The following is a 20,101-nucleotide window of genomic DNA, read 5'->3' on the forward strand; positions in this document are numbered from 1 at the left end:
GAAAATATTTTCACCATATTTAATATAAGTTTAATGAGAGTGAGTCACGCTAATATCTATTTATTGAGCAATTTGGAACCATTTTCCATCCCATTAGCATCTTAAGCCGAATTATTCACCACTAGATTTCGAAAAATCTAAGCAAGACTCTTATTGCCCACGAAAATCAATTGTTATTAAAGAATTTATAATTGCTCAAAATTGGGGTAAATCTGCTTCCTTGAAAAAAACGAAATAGAGAAAATTCCTACATTTTTCCATCCTTGAAGCTAAACAAGAATTTAAAAATACTGCATTTGGCTTATTAATATTTCTCAATCCCGCCGAAGCCTTTAATTTGTTTATTCACTTTGGTTTTATTTATGAAATGATGTAATCTTTTATTAAACTCTTCAGGCCTTTTCCTTGCGCTGTCACTATAAGCTATTCTGATTCGTTTGTATGGCTCGCTGAAGTTCTCATAATTCTGCCAAACTTCTACATCCTCCTTTAAACGGGTTAAAATATCTTCGGGAAAAGTGAAATTTTGCTGAACAATTTCCGAAACTTCCTCCCTGATAGCGCTATGAACTAAGTTTCGTTCAAAAAGCCATTTCAGCCTTTCAATATTTGGCTGAGAGTAAGCGGAATTTTTCCTTCTTCTGCAAAATCTCTGAATGGAAGTCGTTTCATTTAAGGACCGCAGGGTACTATCAATCCAGCCAAAACACAGCGCTTCCTCCACCGCATCATTGTATAGTATTCTTTTCTTATTTGTTTTCTTTAAGGGATACTCCAACCAAATATCAGCTTCCTTATCAAAATTAGCCTCTAACCATGTTCTCCATGCCTTTCTGTCACTGAAATACTTTGAGCGTTGTTCATTCATTTCCTGAGTTCTAATTTTAAGGGCAATTTTTTTAATACAAAAAAAGGAATCACTTGAGCAGACACCTGCCCAAAGTAATTCCTTCAAATTAACAGAAACAAATTATATTTAGAAAACGCTAAATCCTACTCCCCCAATACCGAGAAAACCTCCGATTCCGGTAAACGGGATTTTGGGGTTTTATCGGTGGTGTTAAAATCAGTGGCGGTACGGTAGCCGACTGACACCACGCCTACAGCAGTAAAGCCTTTCTCGCGCAAATCAAATTCTTCATCAATGGCGCGCAAATCTACACCTTCCATCTGAAGAGCATCAATACCCAACATCGCAACTCCTAATAGGAAATTCCCCATATTCAAATACACCTGTTTCTCCATCCAGTGCTGTAAATCCTTGAAATCATAACGGTGCATATCCGTAAATGCATTGCGTCCGCCATGCATCATTTGCTTGATCTCTTCATTCGGATAGCGGCCATCCTGCTCCTCTACGGCTAAAAGATGCTGCATATAGTCCTCATCTGCACTGGTACGGGCGGCAAAAACAATTACGTGCGAAGCATCAGTGATTTTCTGTGCATTAAACTGATAAAATCCCTGCGTCCCTTTGGCGATTCGGGCTTTTCCGGCCTCATCATTGGCGATCAAAAAGTGCCATGGCTGAAGGTTGGTACTGGAAGGACTCATGCGCAACAAGTCTTTTACCTGTTGAAAATTCTCTTCGGAGATTTTTTTTGATGGATCAAACTCTTTTGTAGAATAACGCCAGTTTAAAATTTCCTGCAGTTTCATGTCTTTATTGTTTATTGTTTATTGTTACTATCAAAATTATAGTTGCAAACCTAAGTATAGTTGATTAACTTTGCAATAACGGTCAAAAAGGATAGTTTAAACTTTTCGGGATATTTTAAAATAAGGGCTGGCCTTTAAGATTTTCGCAAAGGAAGTGCCTGCATTGAGGGAGAAAAACAGAATATTTCAGAAACAATAACCGTCTGAGGGCCAAATTCCAAGACAAAAGCTTCAGGCTTAAAGAAGATTACAAATTATTATAGAAAATGTATAAGGTTAAAGGAAAAGATTACCCCTGTTGTACCAGCGTAACGATGGGAATAATCGGAGGGAAGTGGAAAACGGTAATTTTGGTTTACCTGATGGACGGACCCCTCCGCTATAATGAACTGCGAAAAAAAATGGATACGGTGACAGAGCGTACACTGAGCTTGCAGCTTAAGCAGCTGGAAGAAGATGGCGTGGTGAACCGGACGGTATATACCAGCAAGCCTCCCCTAAAGGTAGAGTATGAACTAACTGACTTTGGCAAAAGTCTGATTCCTTTGTTGAAATCTATAGCGGAATGGGGTGAATTTGTGATAGCGGAACATGCAGAATTAAGCGAAGAAGGATAAGATTGTCGGTAGGACGAAACAAAAGGAACTGCTGTAATATACATTATGATCCTACATTTTGCCGAACTATTCCGCAAAAGCAAACCCGGTTAGCTCAAAAGTAGTGGATCAGCTCCAGGCGGCACTGAAAATTTCAGGATTAAGCCGAATTAAGCATCGATAGACTTAGTAAATAGGATAAGGGACTTATTATCAATTTATTGCAATTAGCTTTGCTGATTTATTAATCAGCCAAATTTGGGCATTCTTGCTTTCTCCTCATTTACCTGCTTCATTAGAAAAAAACGAAATAGGAAAAATCCCGTGATTTTTTCCGTCTGGTAGCTTAGATCGTGTTTAAGAGCCAAAATTCGCAGCCAAAATTTGAAGTATGGCAGAAGAGATACCCGATTATTTTGAGAAAATAGCAACGCTATGATTGAGCAATTATCCTAAATCGCTTTCAATAATTCAGACTGTCAGCCGGATAATGTGCTTTTAAATACGCTCTAAAAGGGGGGGATGCAACAATAATATGGCTTAAATCTGCATCAGACTTGTTGAAAAATATCTGATGGCTAATTTGAATTATCTACCTTTTGCCTTAGTTGTGTAATTCCAGCCTAACCTTTTTTCTTTTAAACACGCTAACGGTCTCATTCAAATACCAACTCGCCGCCCTTCATCAAATCCTGATATCTGATTTCAGGGCCTTCCACCTTTTGGCCATTAAAAAACACGGCTTTTACCTCGCTTCCATCTTGCAGGTGATTGTTCCTAATAAGTAATTGTTTGCCTTTGGGTAATTTCACCGTAGCCCGCGCTACCTGCGGAACTCCCAGCACAAAAGTACCATTGGCCGGGTTTACCGGATAAAAGCCCAGGGTCGTAAAAATATACCAGGCACTCATTTGTCCGCAATCTTCATTGCCGGTGATGCCCGAGGGAGTGGAAGAATAAAAGTCCCTGCAAATAGTTCGCAGCAGATCCTGTCCTTTTTCCGGACTGTCGCTGTAGGCGTAAAGATAAGGAATATGATGACCGGGTTCATTGCCGTGCGCATATTGCCCGATCATCCCTTCCTGTCCCAAATGCTTGTTTTCTTCCCCTTTCAGGGAGAAAAAAGTATTCAGTTGGCGGGTGAAAGCTGCCTTTCCACCCATTAATTTTATCAAGCCCGCAACATCATACTGGGCGGATGCCCAGGAATATTGCCAGGCATTCGCTTCGGTATAATCCCCGGGATTGTTCATGGGAGAAGTAGAAGTAATCGGATCAAAAGGGCTTCTGAAATTCCCTTCAGAATCCTTTCCCCGCATTAATTTCGTTTCCGGATCAAAGAGATTTTTATAGTACTCTGAGCGCTTAAAATAGCTTCGGGCAATACTTTCTTCTTCCATTTCTTGGGCAAATATAGCCACACAATAGTCATCAAGTCCGCTTTCCAGCGTACGGGAAACGGATTCATTATCCAACAGGTCAAAAGGATAGTAACCATACTGATTGTAGATCTCCCAATCGGAATTCAGGTGGTTTTCCCGGGTAGATCGTAACATGGCCTCCAGGGCTTTGTCTTCATCAAAACCACTAAAACCTTTCATATAAGCATCCGTGATCACCGGTATGGCGTGGTTTCCTATCATACAATGGTTTTCCTGTCCCCAGGCAGTCCAAATGGGCAGGTAGCCCTGTGCATCCGCATGCAGGAGCATGGAATTGATAAAGCCATTTACCAAATCGGGACTGAGCAGGGTGTAAAGCGGATGAGCCGCCCGATAGGTGTCCCATAGGGAAAGCGTGGAATAATATTTTCCGGCCGGGGCCTTGCGTACCTTATGATCTGCACCCCGGTACTGCCCATTGGCATCGGCTATATTTGCAGGCTGAAGGTAAAGATGATAGAGCGCGGTATAGAATATGGTTTTTTGATCATCATCCGCTTCAATTTCTATTTTTGATAAAAGTTTATTCCACCTTTTCTTCGCCTGCAGCACATAAGATTCAAACTGCCAGTCTGGGGCTTCCGTTTTCATATTGGCCTTTGCCCCTTTCACACTAACTCCCGAGAGCGCTACTTTGGCCATCAATTTCCCATCACCCAATTTAAAATGAATCAGATATTTTGGAGCCACTTCTTTTGGTTCCTTTTGCTTTTGTTCGATCTGTTGCCATTTTTGGTCAAATTCTATATAAAAAAAATATCTGCGCTCTACCCAGTTCTTAGTTCGGGCATAACCGGAAATCGCATGATTCCCTTCCAGCTTCACCTGGCTTTCCAACACCAGAGAATCGGTTAAAAAGCGTAGACCATGCTGCAGATTAACGTAAACCGTAGCCTCTTCTGAAGGAAATTCATAACGATGAATACCAACCCGTGGGGTGGAAGTCAGGCTTACATTTACCCCATTGTCCAGCCGCACCTCATACAGTCCCACCTCAGCCGACTCTTCTTCTTTTTTTGATTTATGTTTAGTTTTATCCTCTCCCAGTGGCAGTAACAAAACATCTCCAAATTCATTGATGCCTGTTCCGCTGGCCCGGCTGTGAGAAAATCCGAGAATTTGACGATCCTGAAACTGATATCCGGAAGTATAATCCCAACCAATATCGCGGTTGTCGGGGCCGGGCTGCACCAGGGCCATTGGCCAGGAAGGACCCGGAAAAGTGTGACCGGTTCCATCGGTGCCAATGAAGGGATCTACCCATTGCGTATAGTCTTTTCCTTCCAATTTTCCCACTGCCTTACTTTTTCTCGGGGGATGATCTTTAAACTCCTGGCAGGCCATCAACTGCTGTATGATTATTAGATAAACGAGATATGGAAGGAGTTTCATAAAAGGTGTACGCTTTAAGCCAAATAATGCACCGCTACATTTATTAACTTCATAGAAGCCATTTGTTTTCGGTTCCAATAAGATGTTTTCCGGCATTTTAGCGCATATTTTTAAACGCATCCTCCGAAGCAAATTCGAATTATAGGAAGCGATTTTGGATAATTTCTCCACGATATCGCTGCGATTCTCTCAAAATAATCGGGTATCTCTTCTGCAATCATCAGATTTTCATTACGTATTTTGCTTTTAAAAAACGCTCCTAATCACCGCGATTTGGAAAGCCTGCTTTCTGCTCCTTCATCTTCCTTCTTGGTAAAAAGTCGAAACAGGGAAAATTCCCTCTTTCTCCGGACTTGCAGCTAATTGAGGATTTCAGCAATTATAATTCAGCTTAAAGCTGGCTGGCAACTGCTCAAACCTACTCCGTCAGCCCGGAGGCGTATCTGCGAGGAGCTCCTTCCGATCTTCTTAAAAAAAGAAAGCCCTCTCGGGCCTCCTTTTGTTGTATTGAATGAAATCATTATTATCTTTTCACAAATAATTTGGAACGTCTATTACCCTTCCATTGCTGAATCATCAACAGATAAACCCCTGTCGGCAGGTGGCTGATCTCTATTTCCGGCTTAAAGTCACCCTGCATCACTACTTGGCCTGACGGATCAAGGATTTGAAAGCACCGGGCATTCTCAGCTGAAATATGGATAAGAGAAGTGGCGGGTGAGGGATAAATACTGAAGGTACCGGCTTGCTCCACTTCCTTTACCAAAACTCTTTGCTGATCAAATGCGGTCCATTCGATATTGTCGATCGTCACTTGCCCGGCGGAGGAATTTGCCTGGACGAAGGCTAAAGTAAAATCTCCCGCTACATTGACTTCAATTTCGCCCGAAGAGTAAACACTATTTTGCTGACTCTCCTGCAGGTTAGTGACTAACTGATTATTGACATAAACTTCCAAATTCACACCGGTACTAAAGGCTTGCATATAATCCAGCTTTAATCGACCGCAGCCTCCGGAAATAGTACCGCTCTGAACATAAGCCAAAGGGCTTTTTCCCTTACCCAAGGTGGGAGAAGAACCCTCAATACTAATATCTCCACGTGCTCCGCTATAGCTCCATTGGCTTCCGTCCTGACCGGAAAAGCTGCCTGTCTGATATGCACCACCTTGGGAAAATCCATTGAAAGACTCCTTTCCGGAAAAGTTGGCATTTCCTCCACTGGAATCTCCTCCCGAAGAGGCCTCACCATAGGAGCTCCATTCAATATTATCAATAGTGACCTGACCTGCGGAGGTATTGGCCTGAACAATTTCTAAAACAAAATCGCCTGCTATGTTTAAGCTAATATCTCCGGAATTAACAAATTGATTCTGACTTCCTCCATTCAGACTGGCCACCAACTGACCGTTCACCCATACTTCCAAATTCACGCCGGTACTGAAAGCCTGCATATAATCAAATTTTAATATGCCACAACCACCGCTAATGGTGCCGGAAGTGATGCCGGCCAGCGGGGACTTCCCTTTCCCCAGCGTAGGAGCTGAGCCACTGAGGGCGATATCGCCTCTGGCACTGTTGTAGGTCCAGACACTGCCGTCTTGTCCGGTAAATGTGCCGCTTTGATAGGATCCTCCTTCAGAGAAATTATCAAAGGTTTCCAGCATCGTCTCCGGGCTGGGGGTCGGGGGTGTCGTTCCTCCCCCATCATTGCCTTCGCCGGTGCAGCTGCCACCCCAAATTTCACAAGCCCATTCCGGGAAATCAATAAAAGGGTTCCGGTTGCCCTGGTAACTGAAAATCACTTCATTTCGGTTACGCTCAAAATCATCTACCGGATCCTGATTATGCCAGGCCAACAGGGTGGAGAGTTTGGCATGAATTGGAGCTGATGTAAAATCATCCGCAGGAATATAGTCTACCAATTCCAAATCCGGCTCTCCACTATTGCCTTCATAGCGAACGGCCATATAAAAAAGCATACGGGCAACATCACCCTTTACGGCCTCTCGCGGCTCCCACACCCATGAAGAAGCACTGGTATAGTTGCCAGTGGCTCCATCAGGATCTATGTACTCATAATCAGCCTCATCAAACCAGCGACTATTCCTTTCCGCATTCACGCTAATATCGGTGGGACGTAAATGATGGGCATCTGTTCCCGCCCCCTGACTGGTTCCGAAATTACCATGTGATTTAGCCCAGACATGCTCCCGATTCCAGCCAGCGCCACTATTAAATTCCTGAGCGGCATTCACGGACCATCCGGTATAAAAAAGAAGGAGATTATCAGGGTTGGCAGGATCCTTATCCGTTTCTTTCAGGATGTCCCAGACATCGGTTGAACTGGAGGAATAAGGAAAAGTGATATGATCTTTGATAATGGCATTCAAACTGCTTTTGAGCTCATCACCGGTTTTTCCCACTGCGGAATTATAATAACCACTAGGAATTTGGGCCATGCTTTTCCCTATTAGAATAAACATGAACAAAAAATGCAATAAAGTCTTCATTTTCAGATAAAAAGGTTAATGTATATCCAAAAGTAAAGAACATTATGAGAATTCAAACTAATGTAATGTTAAGATCTTTTTAATATTTATCGATAAGCGGAGTAATTTAGGCTTTATTTCAAATCCGTTTCATCGGAGACAAATCATAATCAGGAGAATTGATATTAACGCACTCTTTACAAACACTGGCGCTATGCCCTGAGCCCAATTATGCTCCGCGAGATCAAGAAACCCCTCAAAAGTATTATTTCAAGGCATTCCTGTTGGCATAACTAAATTTTTTTTGGGCCCCAATTTGGATAAAATGCTCTCGTCGCCTTCATCTGCTTCCGTGGAAAAAATTCAAAACAGGAAAAATTCCTTCATTTTTCCCGCCTTGCTGACAAGCGGATGTTTAAAAGCACACCATTCGGGTTAAGACCAATTGAGGTTTACAGGCTTTGCGATTCCTCATTTTCCAATCATTTTGATCACGTGCTCTAAAACTTCGTCCCTACCTTCGGAAATGCCTTCGGGAGAAACCTCCACCACAACATCAGGCATTACCCCCGCATCCGGCTGAGGACTTTTGGCAAAACTCCCCGCTACCGGAAAATCCACCTCAATACCACTACCAGGCAGATTCATGAAAAGGATCTGTCCTCCATTAAGTCCCTGAAGATTTCCCCCGCTTTGCCCTCCCACTAATAATCCCAACTGCTTTTCTTTCAAAAAAAGATCGGCATAAAAAGCCCCTGACATATTCCTACTTCCAATTAACACGAATAAATTACCCCGGAAGGCATTTTTGCGGGGACTTATGGTTTCCTCCTCCGAGCCAGCCGGAAACACATAATAGGCGCCTTTCTGAACAGGATTTTGACTGTTCAAATCAAAATACCAGGGATCGCCCCAGGAGCCGACAAAGGGCTTCAAAGCTTCCGGGAATTGCAGGTACCGGCTCCTGAATTCATAAAAATCCCAGGTTTCTTTTTGGTGTACCAGGTATTGCGCCAACAACTCCCGTGGCGCATCTAAACCACCACTGTTTTCTCTTAGGTCCAGGATTAGGTTTTCCGTACCATTTGAAGCCATCTGAGCAAAGACATTTTCATAAAATGCCTGATAATCCAACTGTAAACCCATCGGACCGAAAGTCACGAAGGAGCCCAACTGCAAATAAGCCGTTTTGGGAGATAGTTGTTCGAAACTCCAAAGGTCATCCCGGGTCTGAGGAAAATCAGGATACCGCTGTATTAGTTTTTCATTTCGTTCCTCTGCAGTCATCAAAGGAACTTCCAGCTGACTGATTTTTGCATTTTTTGCCGAACGGAGGGTCAGCAGGCGGGAAGCGTCCTCTGCCGGAAAGGCTAGGGGAAAGAAAATATCGAAGGAGCTTTTGCGAAAGAGGTAGCCTTCCACCTCCAGCCTTTTCAGGCGACTGGCTTCATTATTTCCGTCCGCACGAACGTATTTTTTCAGGTCTTTTAAAATCACCGACACTTCGATGCCATCAATGGCCACAATTTCATCACCCGCCTGCAATCCTTTCAGGTCGGTGGCTATGGCTTTCACGTACATTTTCCCCTGAATCAATGCAAAAGTAAAGGGAAGCCGGTCTTTAGCGGAGGAGATCATACCGTTCACCAGGCCTTTTTGATTATAAAAGGAGACATAGGTATGATCACATTTGAGGGTAGCCAAAAGTTTGGAAATGGCCAAAAAAACCTCCGGAAGGGATTGATTCGTCTGACAAAAACGATAAAAGCCCGACAAGGCCTGTTTGATTTCCTCCTTTGAGTTGTATCGGTAAGTGCCCGGATGAACTTCCAGAATCATTTTAGACAATAAGGCATAGTCCTGATTAAGCTGTGTGGCAGAGATGATCGGTAGCTCATCTTGGGCTACCTTATTAGGTTTATTCCAGGCATGAGTAATTCGCTGCCCGCTGTTGTTCAGCGCCAGATATCGATTCCCGATGCTTTCCCAGCTTACTTCTTCATCGGCTTTATCAAATAAAACAAATTTGTACTCCAGACTTTGAAGGGAATCGGGAAAGCTTAGCATGGCCACCAACTGATCGCCCTTCACCTTCATCGGGAGGCTTTTGTACCAGGAAAGGGGTGCTTCACTTCCACGAATACCCACCGACCGTCCTGAAAAAAGCGGATAATCTTCCAGCACAAAGGTAACGCTTTGCTGTCCCAATAGCAGGTTGGCCATCCAACAACAACAAAAAATAAGACCGACTCGCTTCATAATCCCGACCATTTAATGATTTATATGTTTCGCCTTTACAAGGAGGAACTTTTTATAATTGAAATTGTCGGGCCAACCAGCAGATAATTTCCCCGGGAGGTATAAGCAATTTAAAGCGTGTTTTATAGGCCAAAATCCGTGGCGAAAATTTGAAGAATGGCAGAAGCGATACCCGAATATATGGAGAGAATAACAGCGCTATTGTTGGAGAATTATTCAAGATTGTCTCCATTATTTCGAATTGGCAGCCGGATGGTGCGGTTTTAATCGAACTCATAACCTCTAATAAGCATCGATAGAAATAAGCCGAATTATTCACCGCTAAATTCAGCGATTCACCTTGAATGATTTCAAATCAATATGGAGGTGTCTATTAATTTAATAATAGCCCGAATTTGGGGAAATCATACTTATTTCTCCTTTCCCAGCCTCTTTAAAAAAAAATAAAATAGGGCACTATTCCTTCCTTTCTTCCGCCTTACAGCTAACTAAAGGAGGATTTGAACATGAATTATCCGGGCTAATTCAAAAAATCCAGGGAAGAAAAAAATAGCTACCCTCCAAGCGGGTAGCTACTCAACAATCTACTATGAAAAATTTGTCTAAGCCAAAACTTCCATCATTGGAAGCGGATAATGTTTTATGCGAATATATTTCAAGCCTTTCGATGCTATGCTCGCTGTATCATCGGACATCGCTTTTACAATAGTGAAATTGTCCTTAGAAAATAAACCCGACCCCAAACTCCATTTGGTTCGGCTCATCCATGCCGCCTTCGAACTTATTGGAGCGGAACTGATAGTTCGCTTTGAAGGTCCAGTTCTTTTTCGGGCGGAAATTCAAACCGACAGTAATAATCTCCAGGTCTTTAAAATCGGCACGCACTTCGGACCAGTCCTCCAGGGCATCCAATTTCTCCTGCAGTTTTCCGTCAATGTGCTTATGAGTATTCAGGCGTTCATACCGAACGAATAAAGGCAGTTTCCAGTCCTTATTCGGGAGGATATGCGGCATGATATTGTAACGACCTTCCAGGTAATATCCTTCCGTCCGGCTTCCCAATACTTCCTGACCGATATCAAAAATCTGGTCGGTACCTGATAACCAACCTGCCGAATACAATCCAAACAAGGTAAAGTTGCCGATATTATGCGCTCCGACCACCGTCATCAAACCTAATTGCGAATTCAGATGACTGCCATCCTCAAAGCGATGTCCCCGAGATGCGTCCCCATAATAACCCGCCAGGGAAATCAAACTACGATCTTCATGCCCGTAAGCCAGTTTACCATTCATAGCAGCACCTGATGGGATTTCATTCCAAACTGTATAACGTCCATCACGGATCCAGGTGCCTGAGGTAAACTGCGTTCCGTCCAGTCCCTTGGTGACCCCAAACTGATATTCTGCCTCTTCAAAAGGTGATCCATAAATCAGGAAACCCTGCTCCAACCACTGGGAAGGGATAATGGTTCTTTCCACTTCCGGACGGTTCACCGAATAAAAACCAATCGGCTCTTCATTCACGTTTACCCAACCCAAACTTAATGGATAGTTACCTACTCTAAGATTAAATAGTGGGTGCAAAAGGAAGTCAAAAGAGAACTCAATATTGTACTCGAAATGATCATTTCCTTCAAAAAAACCATCCTGTAAATACTCCAGCTGAATCTCCGACATGAAGATGATTTTATCACTAAAACGGTAGCCAAAGTAAGTACCAAAACGATAAAGGTTGGTATAAAACTGTTCTATTTCCTTATCCTCCTTATTGGGGACATCATACTGATAGCCCACAAAGTTCATTTCCCCAAAACCACTAATGGTAAAGCGTTGATCTGCAGTAAAAACTTTTGACGAGGCATTGGCAAAACCTGCCTGCTTGATGTATTTCAATTCCGAGATGGCCCCTTTTTTCTCTTCTTCCTCTTCCACCTGAGCATAGGCGTGACCTGCCAGCAGCAATAGTGCCGCTAGAATAAAATTTTTCATTTTTTGTATTCCTTAATTTTTCAAACATAAAAACATGCTTCCATAAGCATGGCGGTATTTATGATTGAAATGGAGGTGGGGGCGTCAAAGGTCTTATTTTGTGTGCCTTATAAAGCATGGGTTTTTCTGCAGATTCATGCTCAATAAACAGTGTACTGGTGTGGATTTCCAAAAGACTCTCTTTAAGGCAATAAAACAACTTTGCCGACCTTGATGAAGATTGTCCCTCATCCTGCCCATCAGGGGCATCAGGGAGGGTCCAGCTGTTATTATTACTCCAAAGTAATAATTCCACTAATGATTCAATTTCATTCTCCATATAAACCACGGATCCCCCGTAAAGGGCATCATTGACATTCACGCTGCTATTTAGCAACAACAGCAATAGCAAATGCTGCAGCCAATGGGCAATATGTTTCCTAAAAAATCTCATCCAGTTTTTGAAAGCGACAAAATTGATGCAAAAAATTAGATTTTTCAACCCTTTACCAACAGCGCAATAAAACTTTAACGACCATTTAATTGCTTCCAAATATATTTTACCTTTTCTACCCCTAGTTCTCAGGTAAAAGCAAAAAAATCACTAAAAACCGACCTCCATTTATCCTCACAAAACCGCTTGAGGATGAAATGAAGCGGAATGATGCCGCGCTGAAATTTTCCATTTCACTCAAGCGCTGCGTTTTTGACGCGCTCCTCTGCGTCCTTGAAAAAAGTTCGGAATAGGGCCTTCTCTTTCATTTTCCCAGCATTCTAGCTCTAGGAGGATTTAACCCGAATTATTCACCGCTTAACTCATTGAATAAACAAAGTGACCTATAATCAGATAGAAACGAATCATTATCTCAGGTTTAAAATAGCTCGAATTTTGGCAAGCTTGCTTTCTCCTCATTCATCTGTTTCGCTGGAAAAAACTCAAAATAGGAAACTATTCCTTCATTTTTCCCGCCTTACTGCTAAACGAGGATTTAAGGATGAATAATTGGGGATAGGTTTCCATAATCCGACTTAGACTTTATATGCAGGATGAAAACGCACCAAAGCGGCGAATAAATCCTCAGGGACAAATGGCTTGGTCACAAAGCCATTCATTCCCACTTCCCGAACCGCTTTTTGTGTTTCTTCCACTACATTTGCTGTCAATGCAATGACCGGCACCTCTGCCTGAAAATGTCCCTGCCTAATCTTTCGGCAAGCCTCAAAACCATCCATATCGGGCATTTGCAAATCCATCAGAATGGCATCCACCTTCAGTCCATTTTCAAAATGCTTCAATACATCCAGTCCATCGGAGGCTTCAAAAACATTAACTTCCCATTTTTCCAAAAAGCGTTTGGCCACCAGAATATTAATCGGATTATCATCGGCGAGAATCACCCGCATTCCGCGTAATTTTTTTTCATTCATCTTCTGCTGCTCCTTCTGCTCTACTTTACTGTTGCCTGTCTCCTCCAGCTCAAACTCCAAATCAAAATAAAAAGTAGAGCCGGTTCCTAATTGACTTTGTAATTGCAACTGTCCACCAAAAATTTCCACCAACTTTTTACTAATGGAGAGGCCTAAACCTGTTCCTCCAAATTTCCGGGTGGTATCCATGCCGGCTTGAGAAAAGTTCTCGAAAATTAAATCCGTTTTATCTGCGGGAATTCCGATACCGGTATCTGTTACAGCGAAATGCACTGAAAGGTGACCTGATCTTCTTATAAGACCTTTGCAAATCAATTGTACCGTTCCCTCTTCGGTAAATTTAATGGCATTGCCGATCAGGTTAGTAAGGATTTGATTCAGGCGCGTAGGGTCTGACAATACCGGAGCGGAATTCTCCACTTCAAAGGCCAATTTCAAATCTATTCCTTTCTCCTTAGACTTGGCAATGAAGGTTTTGATTACATTATTGCACAGCTCATTGAGATGGATTGGGATTTTTTCAAAAGTCACCTTTCCGCTTTCGAGTTTATTGAAATCCAAAATATCATTAATGATGCCCAACAAATTATTCGCTGAAAATTTCAGAGTATTGAGGTTTTCCAACTGATCCTCCCGTGGGGAATCCAGGATTAAAATATTGGTCAACCCCACCACCGCATTTAAAGGTGTCCGGATTTCGTGAGACATGGTCGACAAAAAATTAGTCTTGGCCTTTGCGGAATCCTCGGCTTGCAGCTTGGCTTCCTGAAGCTTTTTTTCATAGGCCAGGCGATCCCGGATATCCTCCAAAAACAAGCAATAGCACTGCTCGCCTTCCAAGTCCAGGGCAGAAATGGAAATTTCTACCGGGCAATCCTCTCCATTGGACATCACCACAAAGCCCTCTTTGAATTTACCGGAGACCGACAACTTGCTGACCAGGGTATCTTCAATATATCGGGTGGTTAAATTTTCTTTGAAACAATACTGTTTGTAAATGACGCCTTTGATTACTTCCGGTTCCCAACCAAATTTTTCTAACATCCGGGCGGTGGAATAACGTACAATCCCAAATTGATCAATGATGATCACAGCCTTTGGCGAACTCTCCAATACCCTGAAAAACTGCTCCAACTGCTCCTCCTGAGAAGCCCGAATTTGTTTATTTTCGGCCGTTTTCAGATTCAATTCCTGAATTAACTCTTGCTGGCGGTTCAATTGCGCCACCAACATTTCCTCAATTTGTTTTTTATTGTATTGGTGAATTTGGGTTTCATCCAGCACCTTCACCGGTAAAAAAGAAAGCAGGAAAGAAAAGGAGGGTAAATACTGATAAACTTTACTCAAAACGGCATATTCCTCCTGAAACAGCCGATAAGTGGTCTCATTACCTAATCGTTCTTCCAGTTGCCCAAATAAGCCCTTAGAGTAATCCCCCATAGTGGAAAGGGAGGTCGTCTGGTAATTCACCAAAGCCAGTTGATGCTCAAATGATTTTTGCCATTCGGCATTCAACCTGCCAAAGGAGGCAGTGGTGCGCTTTAATATGCAATTGAGGTAAAGGGTGGCCAGACTGATTTTTTGTTCTTCAAAAGGCAGAAAAACGATGGAAAAATAAGGATGTTCCAGTAGTTGTGGAAAGCGGTCTAAAAGGGCATTTTTCTCCTCGGCTATGGAAGTTTGATGACTCAACAAGCCCTGCTCAAAAAGTAAATATAGATTGACTACTCCGCTTTGTTTTTCCGTTTCGCTGCTTTTTTTCCACTCTCTGACTTTGGACTGGAATATCGGTAAGGATAATTGCCGTTCCTGCAGTTGAGATTGCAAATAAAATAAAACAGCAGACTCCAGAGACGCTTTTTTACTTCCTCCGGAACCTGCATAAAACCATTGACCTAATACCGATTTCCAGCTCATTCTTAAACCTTACTTGCGTGGTAAATTTTATAAAATCCAAAGCCGGATAAGCCCCAAGTGACCATCAAGGCTAAAAACCAGGCAATCTGACCGCCTACAGCTCCAAATAAGGTATTGAATAAATTAAATCCATAAAAATGATCTACCTGCATATGCAGGTGCCCGATGGCCATCACCAAAAATCCCCAGGCCATTAATTGCATACCCGCCCCAAAACGACCGCCCTTAAGCCGGTTGGCGGTGAGGAAACTAAAAATTAACGCAATCCCTAAAAATGGCAATTCCATTCCTCCCAGAAAACCTTCCAAGCCAGTGACTACGGCCGCATTATTGGTTGCCGCCTTACAAATGGTGATCGCTTCCTGGGTTTGCGGCAAGAAACTCAACAAAACAGATATGGCCAAAATGATGGCTGAAAACAGAAAAAACTTTCTTTTCATGAGAAATATTAATTAGTGTACCTTTCCAACTGAGAAAAGAGGGCTTGGTTAATGCGAGACATGTAAGGGAAGTGATAAAAATCAATATTTATTAACACTACTCTGTAAACTACTTTAGGCAGAAGGAGGGAAAAGGAAGCCACAGACAGTCTTCTGGGGCATTGGAGAAGTTTCGAAAGAATTTTACACGTTGATCAGAAAAACGATCAACTGCTCCGGAATAGATTGAATTTCACAGAAAAAAGATAAAAATAAGCTGCCCATGCCAATTTAAATTCCCACCAAAACTCCTTGATCACCATCTAAAAAGCTATAAAAGGCAATAGTTTCTGATGAGCTTGGCCACCATCACTCTCCGGGGAGCTCCAGTCGGATTTGGGCCAATAAGCCCCAGCATTTTGCTAATAGCCCTACCGCTGATTTTGAGGAGGTAAATAAGCTAAAAAACAAAAAAAGACTGCCGAAAAAATCCGACAGCCTCTAAAGGTTACCCTTACTCTTAACCTTATTACTTAATCTTTAATGATCTTAAAGCTTCCCTTGCCTTCTACCACGACATGGTACAAGCCATTCGGATAGTGGGCTAAAGAAAGTTTCATCTCTTCTGCAGTAGCAATGGTGCTGAATACCAACTGACCGGCCGCATTCAGGATTTTTACTTTAGCTCCCTGCGTTAAGCTGGTGATGTTCAACTGTCCTTTCGTCGGGTTTGGATAAACTACCGGTGCTACCTCTACCTCGGACGAAAGCAGACGGTCAAATACTACTTTGAAAGAAGAAGCCTCCATTATCTGAGGGGTTGTCCAGGAATAAACGCCGCCAGTAATATTTAATTGACTCTCTGGAATTTCCTCCTCATTGAAAGTAACCATACCCAGACGGTATCCTGCAGCTGCAGCGAATTCAAAAGTATGGGTGGATTTAATCTCCACTTCCATTTCTGAGGCTGCGTCTTGCCCATCAATCGTTAGAGAACCTTCCCCTTCTTTCATCACAGATAACATGAAAGTGATTTTCTCGAAAGTCGCCGCAATAGTATGTGGCGCGGTTACATTTTCGAAAGTATAAGTCTCTGCTACTTCTACTGCTGTACCATCGATGGTAAGAGAGGCGATTTTATAATCCCTGTTCGGATAAATGCTGAATGTGGCATCATTGCCATTCGACACCATTGTCGTGCCAGGAGTTATCATTCCATTTGCACCGGCTTCTACGGTAATTTCATGGGTGGCAAATGCTCTTAAATAGGGACGTGGGTTATTATCAATTTCATTAATGATTTTGATCTCCCAAATATTGTCAAAATCCCAACCGTCGAAATTGCTGGCCACCGCGAAATCCGCGGTGTTGATTCCTCTGATATCCTCATTTAAAGCAGGAGCACCAGTCGTTTGGACATCCCAATAAGAATTGATCGCCACAACACCTAATTCATTCCCTACTAAACCTTTATGATCCACATTGGCTGGCAAAGTACCACTAATCGCACCCGTTGCATAGATGTTAGCAATGGTAAACATACCCATTCCTGGTGCCCGCCCCATTACACCACCGACATTACTAACTTCCATTTCCGTGGATCCTTCAATCGCTCCTGCTGAGAAACAATTCATCAGGGATCCCATAGAGGTATTGTAATCTCCTACAATACCACCTATAACAGAGTATCCGCCAATGATGCGCACATTGGCATAGCTTTCTTCAATATCCCCAGCACAAGCTCCTACCAATCCACCAGCATATGTCTCTGCATACAATTCACCTGTAGCAGAAGATTGGTAAATACGGCCTGTACCACCCATGATAGCACCCACAATACCTCCAACATAGTTGGTACCACGTACTTTACCTGAAACGATCACAGAAGAAACATTAGCATCTCCTACACTTCCGGCAATAGCACCTACATAATCAGCACCTTCAATATTTACATTTTTAAAGTCAATATTCTTGAAATAAGGCATACCAAACTCTGTACTATTGGCTACCAAACCTACAAAGTTTTGAGTAGGGCGGTTAATGTAAAGCCCCTCAATGCTGTAGCCCTGTCCGTCAATTCCACCGTCAAAATTCATGATCGGCTGGAAACCCTGACCATCATGCCAGCCCATAGTAGCAGAAGCATCGATATCATTATTTAAAATATAATAGTGATTACCTAATCCTTCAATATAACTCAAATAAGCCAATTGCTCTAAAGTCTCAATTTGGTAAGGATCTGAGTCAGTACCAGTACCACCTGCAAAGGCATAGTCTTCCACAAAAGATACCTGAATCATTTGGTCCATATCAGAGGTAAAGGTGAAGGTATAAGGATTCTCTGTGACCACTTCTCCATTGACCACCCACTCATTAAAAGCGTAACCAATTTGAGGGACTGCTTCAATGCTAACTGAAGCACCATCGGCCACTCCTCCTACGCCAGTAACAGAAGCCATTGCATTCCAATTGTCAGTCATCACTGTTAAAAAGTAATCATATAACTGCCACTGAAGATAAGGACGTGGATTATCATCAATAGCTGCAATAGTCGTTACTTCCCAATTGGCATCAAAATCAAATTTCGGCAAATTATTGGCATCCCCCATCTCCAAAGTGGTCAAACCATTTTCTGCAGCAGAACCTTCAGAAGAAGTTTGTGCGGTAGTCTCTTTGTCCCAATATACATCCTGAACCAAACCAGTATTCATCGCGACCACACCACCGGTAATATCTCCTGATACTGTACCAAAAGCAATCACCTCATCGATAACCCCTTCTACAACATTCGCCACAGCTCCTGCTACATAATCCGAACCGGATACCATAGCTCCACTATAGGAATTCATCAAGTTTCCGTTTAACGCTCCAACTAATCCACCTACATAATTAGTCCCTTCAGCCTCACCAGTAGTATAACAATAGGTAATGCTGGTATTTTTTTGTGCATCACCCACCAAAATAGCCGTATTCATGCCTCCTTTTACCATTGCACCTTCAACCGCTAATTGTGATATTACAGCACCTTCGGTAATCCCGAATAATCCGACATTATTTTCAGCAGATCGATTGATGTACAAACCAGAGATCTTGTGTTTGTTTCCATTAAAGGTTCCTGTAAAAGGTGTCTCTTCATTACCGATCGGCACAAATCCAGGACCTTGATACCCCTGATCCACTGGATATAAATGGACTTTACTAAAATCCAAGTCAGCCATCAAAATAAAGTGCTTATCTCTCAAATCAGGTACATTACTAATAAATTGCAACTGATTCTCAGAAGTAATTAGATAAGGATCTTCAGCGGTACCACTTCCACCCTCACCTCCAAAAGTCCAGTTTTCTTCGAAATGAGCGACATAGTCCTTTGGCATATCCAGACTAACCGTTCCCTGTAAAAAAGGACTATCACTTTCAAAAGTAGGGTCATCTGTAGCAGTGTATTTCGAGAATACGTAACCCGGCAACGCAGCCACGCTTGGTGCTCCTCCCCAAGGGGAAAACTCTTCTCCCTCGTCATATCCACCAAAACCTTGTACAGGCCCTAAAGCCCAAGCTGGCTCACCTCTGACCGTCAAAACAACATCAAAAATACTCCAAAGGAAACTAGGACGACCGTCTTCCATACCCCATACCATATCGAAATCAAAACCAACTAAATTATCCGCATTAGCAAACTGAGCAGTGGTAAGACCAAAAGATTCATCAACGCCTGTAGATTCGGTTTGTCCTGTGGTCTCTATATCCCAATAACTGTTTTCAACATTAGTACCATAAGCGTTGATCAAGCCCGATCCACTTTCTACTGCACCAGCGGCATAACAATTTATTAAATTCCCTCCATAAGAACTACCCACCAAACCGGAGCCTGGTCCAATGATATCACAGGTAGAAAAAGAATTAATGATAGTACCATTAGAAAAACTTCCCACTAAACCGCCTGTTGAGCTCCCAGTACCCGAAAACTGACCAGTTACAAAACACTGATCCACAAGAGCATTACCGCCCATCCATCCAACTAAACCTCCAGAAGAGGAGCTTCCCATCATGTTGATATCAACTAAACCAAGTCTTGAGATTACTGCATCTTGATCAATTGCTGCAAAGAATCCTTGATTACTCGCCTCATTGGTGCTGGTAACATTGGAAATATTATGCCCATTTCCATTGAAAGTTCCTGTAAACTTCTGGCTGCTTGATGCAATTGGTTGGAAGTCTAACCATTCATTACAATCAATATCTGCCATCAGGATATAATGCGCAGAGAAACGGTTATCGCTAGCTTCGGAAGCAAGCAACGGTCCCCAACCAGGAGTCACTTCCCCCAAAGACAACCACTTCAAATGATCCAGATTTTCTATTTGATAAGGATTTCCCTCGGAGCCATCTCCAACCGCGGGCATTATCTGCGCGATACTCTGACCACTCCAAAAAAGTAAAATCAGAAAAAATAAATAATAATTAAATTTCATAAGCATAAAGGTTATAAGTTTTAAAAATTATATAGTAAAAGTTTTAGCATTGATA

Annotated in this window: 11 protein-coding genes; 1 reads left to right on the forward strand and 10 read right to left on the reverse strand. The window is 42.5% G+C overall.

From position 1 onward, the window contains the following. Nucleotides 1–304 precede the first annotated feature (304 nt). Both AAA970_RS18180 and nfsB read right to left on the reverse strand, forming a co-directional pair. Nucleotides 305–955, reverse strand: a complete 651-nt coding sequence (locus tag AAA970_RS18180) for a YdeI/OmpD-associated family protein (RefSeq protein WP_338238317.1) — start codon at nucleotides 953–955, stop codon at nucleotides 305–307. 38 nt (nucleotides 956–993) lie between these two features. Further along, nucleotides 994–1,659 carry an oxygen-insensitive NAD(P)H nitroreductase gene (gene nfsB, locus AAA970_RS18185; RefSeq protein WP_338238318.1) on the reverse strand — a complete coding sequence of 222 codons (666 nt, stop codon included), beginning with the start codon at nucleotides 1,657–1,659 and terminating at the stop codon, nucleotides 994–996. Between the two features lie 266 nt (nucleotides 1,660–1,925). Between nfsB and AAA970_RS18190 the strand changes: the two genes are divergently transcribed. Next, the gene (locus AAA970_RS18190; RefSeq protein WP_338238319.1) at nucleotides 1,926–2,276 is read left to right on the forward strand and encodes a winged helix-turn-helix transcriptional regulator; all 351 of its coding nucleotides are present in this window, start codon (nucleotides 1,926–1,928) and stop codon (nucleotides 2,274–2,276) included. Between the two features lie 635 nt (nucleotides 2,277–2,911). On the opposite strand, the gene AAA970_RS18195 is transcribed toward AAA970_RS18190, so the two are convergent. From AAA970_RS18195 to AAA970_RS18230, 8 genes are all read right to left on the reverse strand, one after another. Continuing rightward, nucleotides 2,912–5,089, reverse strand: coding sequence for a GH92 family glycosyl hydrolase (locus AAA970_RS18195; RefSeq protein WP_338238320.1), 2,178 nt, complete (start codon nucleotides 5,087–5,089; stop codon nucleotides 2,912–2,914). A 523-nt stretch (nucleotides 5,090–5,612) separates the two neighbouring features. Beyond that, nucleotides 5,613–7,550, reverse strand: coding sequence for an endonuclease (locus AAA970_RS18200; RefSeq protein ID WP_338238321.1), 1,938 nt, complete (start codon nucleotides 7,548–7,550; stop codon nucleotides 5,613–5,615). A 501-nt stretch (nucleotides 7,551–8,051) separates the two neighbouring features. Further along, nucleotides 8,052–9,839 (reverse strand): S41 family peptidase, encoded by a 1,788-nt coding sequence (locus AAA970_RS18205; protein ID WP_338238322.1) that lies wholly within the window; start codon nucleotides 9,837–9,839, stop codon nucleotides 8,052–8,054. A 720-nt stretch (nucleotides 9,840–10,559) separates the two neighbouring features. Then, a complete protein-coding gene (locus AAA970_RS18210) occupies nucleotides 10,560–11,831 on the reverse strand; it encodes a hypothetical protein (protein WP_338238323.1) in 1,272 nt (423 codons plus the stop codon). Nucleotides 11,832–11,889: 58 nt separating this feature from the next. Further along, nucleotides 11,890–12,264: a hypothetical protein gene (locus AAA970_RS18215; protein WP_338238324.1), complete on the reverse strand. Its 375-nt coding sequence runs from the start codon at nucleotides 12,262–12,264 to the stop codon at nucleotides 11,890–11,892. Nucleotides 12,265–12,839: 575 nt separating this feature from the next. Next, complete coding sequence (locus AAA970_RS18220) at nucleotides 12,840–15,155, reverse strand: ATP-binding protein (RefSeq protein WP_338238325.1); 2,316 nt, start codon at nucleotides 15,153–15,155, stop codon at nucleotides 12,840–12,842. 2 nt (nucleotides 15,156–15,157) lie between these two features. After that, complete coding sequence (locus AAA970_RS18225) at nucleotides 15,158–15,595, reverse strand: hypothetical protein (protein ID WP_338238326.1); 438 nt, start codon at nucleotides 15,593–15,595, stop codon at nucleotides 15,158–15,160. 512 nt (nucleotides 15,596–16,107) lie between these two features. Continuing rightward, nucleotides 16,108–20,046 carry an InlB B-repeat-containing protein gene (locus tag AAA970_RS18230; RefSeq protein ID WP_338238327.1) on the reverse strand — a complete coding sequence of 1,313 codons (3,939 nt, stop codon included), beginning with the start codon at nucleotides 20,044–20,046 and terminating at the stop codon, nucleotides 16,108–16,110. Nucleotides 20,047–20,101: the final 55 nt, after the last annotated feature.

Source organism: Persicobacter diffluens (genome assembly GCF_036244895.1).
In the GTDB taxonomy this organism is placed as follows: Bacteria; Bacteroidota; Bacteroidia; order Cytophagales; family Cyclobacteriaceae; genus Persicobacter; species Persicobacter diffluens.